Source organism: Arthrobacter agilis, assembly GCF_002953615.1.
Classification (GTDB): Bacteria; Actinomycetota; Actinomycetes; order Actinomycetales; family Micrococcaceae; genus Arthrobacter_D; species Arthrobacter_D agilis_B.
Genome location: NZ_CP024915.1, coordinates 3300229 through 3303544 on the forward strand (window position 1 = coordinate 3300229; position 3316 = coordinate 3303544).

Annotated in this window: 5 protein-coding genes and 1 pseudogene; 3 read left to right on the forward strand and 3 right to left on the reverse strand. The window is 70.0% G+C overall.

From position 1 onward, the window contains the following. A pseudogene (locus tag CVO76_RS16165) lies at positions 1-394 on the reverse strand (Vms1/Ankzf1 family peptidyl-tRNA hydrolase); the annotation flags it as partial. A 170-nt stretch (positions 395-564) separates the two neighbouring features. On the opposite strand from CVO76_RS16165, the gene CVO76_RS16170 reads away from it, so the two are divergent. Beyond that, positions 565-774 carry a hypothetical protein gene (locus CVO76_RS16170; protein ID WP_133083144.1) on the forward strand — a complete coding sequence of 70 codons (210 nt, stop codon included), beginning with the start codon at positions 565-567 and terminating at the stop codon, positions 772-774. Between the two features lie 109 nt (positions 775-883). On the opposite strand, the gene CVO76_RS16175 is transcribed toward CVO76_RS16170, so the two are convergent. After that, complete coding sequence (locus tag CVO76_RS16175) at positions 884-1033, reverse strand: hypothetical protein (protein WP_208740118.1); 150 nt, start codon at positions 1031-1033, stop codon at positions 884-886. Positions 1034-1159: 126 nt separating this feature from the next. Between CVO76_RS16175 and CVO76_RS16180 the strand changes: the two genes are divergently transcribed. Next, a complete protein-coding gene (locus CVO76_RS16180) occupies positions 1160-1678 on the forward strand; it encodes a hypothetical protein (RefSeq protein WP_208740119.1) in 519 nt (172 codons plus the stop codon). Between the two features lie 28 nt (positions 1679-1706). Here CVO76_RS16180 and CVO76_RS16185 read toward each other — a convergent pair whose 3' ends face one another. After that, complete coding sequence (locus CVO76_RS16185) at positions 1707-2798, reverse strand: alkene reductase (protein ID WP_208740120.1); 1092 nt, start codon at positions 2796-2798, stop codon at positions 1707-1709. A 174-nt stretch (positions 2799-2972) separates the two neighbouring features. Here CVO76_RS16185 and CVO76_RS16190 point away from each other — a divergent pair. Then, positions 2973-3316 (forward strand): MFS transporter (locus CVO76_RS16190; protein WP_208741873.1); only part of this gene is annotated, 344 nt, incomplete at its 3' end.

Genomic DNA, 3316 nt, shown 5'->3' on the forward strand with positions numbered 1-3316 from the left:
CGTGGTGCCCGACTTCGGCCACGATATAGGCGAAGTCCTCGGGCGTGTGCCGGACGAGGGGAGTCACGTCGGGGATCGGGCCGGTCGCGGTCACGGTCAGGCCCACCAGGTTCCCGGGGAGGAACTCGTTGACCACGGCCTGTCCGTCGTTCACGAGGAGGTAGCGCGTCACCGGGTCGGGCAGGCCCTTCGCGGTGGTGCCGAGCGCGGCGACCGCCGCCTCCACGTCCTGTTCCGGAGCACCGGCGTCCTTCATGTCCTGGGCGACGCTGCGGGGGAGGATCTCGTCGTTGGCCAGGCCGTCCACGGTGCCGGTGCTGCCCTCCACATAGATGGTGGTCCATGGGCCGGGCCGTTCGAACAGATGGGCGTGGTCTTTGAGTACGTGCGTCACGAAGATCCCCTGTCATGTCGGTGGTTCGTCCGGCGCGGGTGTCAGCGCCGGAATACTAAGGACACTTATGGTCTATCACCCGGGGCTGGTTGCTGAGAAGGACCGATTGGTCTGCCCCCGGGCTTGAAAAACGCTCGGCACGCGTGGGCGACGGCGGGTAGCGTGGGTGCATGCTCACAGTTCCCGAGAATTTCCCACCCGCCTACGTCAGCTATCTCGAAGCCCAGGACGAGGGCTTCGCCGAGACGGTGCTGATGGTCATGAAGCAGTCCGTCGCGGAGGGCAAGCACGGCATCCTGATCAGCAACCAGGCTCTCGACCGGGGAGCCGAGACGTCGAAGGAGATCCCCTTCGGCGAGGTCGTCGAGGGCACGCGCTGACCGGAGGTCGGTAGCGCGGTCCCTCGCGGTCCCTCGCGGTCCGGAACGCAGAAGCGCCGACCCTCGGGTCGGCGCTTCTGCGTTCTGCTCCTGGAACGGGTCCTGGTCGCTATTTCCCGGAGCTGTACTGGTCCTCGGAGTCCGCTCCCTCGGCCGGATCCTCGGGGTGCACCCGGATGTCCTCCGGGTTCGCGTCCGTGTCGCCCTCGGCGGGGGCCTCGTTGTGGATGCGGTCGTCGTCGCTGGGATTCTCTGACATGCACTCGTCCTTTCGGTTCCAGGGAAGGTAAGTCCCCTTACTGTCAGTCTACGGATCGGGCGCCGCGAGCATAACCCCGGTACCCGGCACGTGACGCGGCGTCGTCAGCATGCTTACGATCGGGTGGTGCACGAAGAGAAGGGCAGCGCCCTCCGACCCCAGGACCGACCGAGGGCCATCGCCTGCTCGGCCCTGGCCGGCCTGCTCGCACTGGGCCTGGGCCTCGGCGCCCACCTGGTGTCCGGCGGCGCCATGCCGAGCGCGGCGATCCTCTGCGGGCTTGCAGCGCTCGCCGTGCTCGTCGCCGCCATCGCAGCGCAGGCGCGGCTGCCCGGATGGGCGGTGCTGCTGCTGCTCGGCGTGACCCAGCAACTCCTGCACTGGCTCCTCGGCGGGCTCGCGGGCGCCATGGACACCTCGGGGGTACCCGCGCCCGGGCAGGGCCCGCACCACGACGTGAACGCGCCGGTAGGGGTCGAAGGCGCACCGGGGCACTCGCCCGAGGTCATGCTGATGCTCCATGCGCACCTCGCGGCCGCGCTGCTGGTGGGCTGGGCCGTGGCCCGATACCCGCGCAGGGCGGAGTTCGTGGCGCGCCGGCGACGGCAGGGATCCGCGACGGAAGAAGGCGCCCCTGTCGCCTGACGGGGGCGCCTTCCGGCGGTGCTGGTGGTCAGTTGGCGTCGGCGGAACCGTCGTAGAACGGGTAGTCCGTGTAGCCCTCGGCGCCGGTGGAGTAGAACGTCGCCGGATCCGGTTCGTTCTCCGGCAGGTTCTCCTGCCAGCGGCGAGCGAGATCGGGGTTCGCGATGGCGGGACGGCCGACGACGACCGCGTCCCCCACCCCGTCCTCGAGGATGGCGATGGCCTCCTCGCGGTTGGTGATGACGCCGAAGCCGCTGTTGATCAGGACGGGGCCACCGAAACGCGAGCGGAGGTCCTGGATGAGAGCACCCGTGGGCTCGGCGTGCAGGACGCTGAGGTAGGCGAGTCCGAGCGGCGCGAGGGCGTCGACGAGTGCCCCGTAGGTCGCATGGACATCGGCGGCCTCGGTCTCGAGGGCGTCCTGGATGTTGTGGGCGGGTGAGATCCGCAGGCCTACCTTCTCCGACCCGACCTCCGCCGCGACGGCGGTGACGAGTTCGATCACGAACTGTGCCCGCTTCTCGGCGGACCCGCCGTAGGCGTCCTCGCGCCGGTTCGACTCGGGGGAGAGGAACTCGTGCAGCAGGTAGCCGTTGGCTCCGTGCAGTTCGACACCGTCGAACCCGGCGACGTCGATCGCCTTCCGTGAGGCCGTGACGAATTCCCCGATGATGCCCGGGAGTTCCTCGGTGGTGAGTGCATGCGGCACGGGGTAGGGCTGCTTCCCTGTGCTGGTCCGGGTCGTCCCCTCGATGGCGATGGCGCTCGGAGCCACGACCTCGTAGCCGCCGTTCGTGTCGGGGTGCGTCACGCGCCCCGCGTGCATCACCTGTGCCACGATGCGGCCGCCGTCGGCGTGCACCGCGTCCGTCACGCGCTTCCAGCCGGCGAGCTGCTCGGCCCCGACCAGGCCGGGCTGACCGGGGAAGCCCTGCCCGGCATGGCTGGGGTAGGTCCCCTCACTGACGATGAGTCCGAGGGACGCGCGCTGCCGGTAGTGCTCCACGACGAGGTCGCCGGGGATGCCGGCGTTCCCCGAACGGACGCGCGTGAGCGGCGCCATCACCACGCGGTTGGGGAGTTCCAGCGTGCCGAGCGTGAGGGGGGAGAACAGTTTCATGTGTTCCTACTTTCCGGTTCGGGATCCTACTGTTCGGTAACCCGGGACTCCCGGGGGCTATTCCGTCTGTGGTCGGCGTCACCGCCCGGCGGACGGGCGATGGCGCAGACCCGGCGACGGTGCCACACTGTGCGTGGTCCCGCGGCACGGCGGGGCGTGGACGGGCGGTGGTGCATGAGCGGGATCCGGATGGGTACGTCGTCGGGGCGCTGGGTCCTGTCCGCCACCGTCCTGGGTTCCGGGATCGTCGGGATCGACGCGACCGTCGTCAATGTGGCACTGCCGACCATCGGGCGGGACCTCGGTACGGATTTCGCGGCCCTGCAGTGGATCGTCACGGGCTACACCCTGACCCTCGCCTCCTTCATCCTGCTCGGCGGCTCGCTGGGTGACCGATTCGGGCGGCGGCGCGTCTTCCTCGTCGGTGTCGCCTGGTTCGCCGCCGCGTCGCTGCTGTGCGGGCTCGCTCCGGATGCCGGCCTGCTCGTCGCGGCGCGGGCGCTCCAGGGGATCGGCGG

What these genes read in the sequence shown, in the direction of transcription:
- CVO76_RS16170 (WP_133083144.1), top strand. Translation starts at nt 565, where the DNA reads ATGCTCACAGTTCCCGAGAATTTCCCACCCGCCTACGTCAGCTATCTC.
- CVO76_RS16175 (WP_208740118.1), bottom strand. Translation starts at nt 1,033, where the DNA reads ATGTCAGAGAATCCCAGCGACGACGACCGCATCCACAACGAGGCCCCC.
- CVO76_RS16185 (WP_208740120.1), bottom strand. Translation starts at nt 2,798, where the DNA reads ATGAAACTGTTCTCCCCCCTCACGCTCGGCACGCTGGAACTCCCCAAC.